Genomic DNA, 615 nt, shown 5'->3' with positions numbered 1-615 from the left:
GGCTGCGACCACGCGATCGAGCGCGTGTCGCCGCCCAACGCGATCTTCGTCGCGCCGGCAACCGGCGCGCGCTCGTACGTGCGCGAGAAGCGCTCGAGCGCGAGCAGGCCGAGCGCGTTCGCGGTCGTCGTCTGCCACGCGCCGTTCTTCTGCAGCGCGAGCAGGCCGGCCGCGACGCGCGGCATCTCGTCCTTCCAGCCCGCCTCGCCGGCGAACGCCAGCGCGAGGCGCGCCGCGTTCGTCTCGTTGCTTGTCATCAGCCACCACAGGTCGTCGCCGCGCGCGGTCGAGAACACGAGCTGCGTGCCCTGGTAGGCGAGCCGCGCGCGCAGGATCTGCTCGGCTTGCGCGCGCTTCTCGTCGCGCCGCCTTTGCTGATCGGCGAAGTAGTCGGCGGTGCCCGCCATCACGTAGAACGACGTCGGCTCGGGGGTGTAGACGGCGAAGACGGCGCTCAGGTACGCGCCGAACTGGCGCGCGAGCGTCAGCGCGGTCTCGAGCCGCGCGCGTGCGCGATCGCTCGTGTCGAGGTGGACCAGGATGCTCTTGTAGCTCATCGCTCGTTCTCCTAGGTTCCGGCGCGTCGCGCGCCGCTTTGGACGTATGCCCCCAGTC

At 71.2% G+C, this 615-nt stretch carries 1 protein-coding gene; it reads right to left on the bottom strand.

Annotated features, from left to right (window positions below; all coding sequences use genetic code 11):
• Nucleotides 1–557 (bottom strand): universal stress protein (locus J5M67_RS27425; protein WP_207888543.1); only part of this gene is annotated, 557 nt, incomplete at its 3' end.
• Nucleotides 558–615 lie beyond the last annotated feature (58 nt).

Source organism: Pseudomonas sp. 30_B (assembly GCF_017491605.1).
GTDB lineage: Bacteria > Pseudomonadota > Gammaproteobacteria > Pseudomonadales > Pseudomonadaceae > Pseudomonas.
This window is presented reverse-complemented; position numbering and strand designations above follow the sequence as displayed.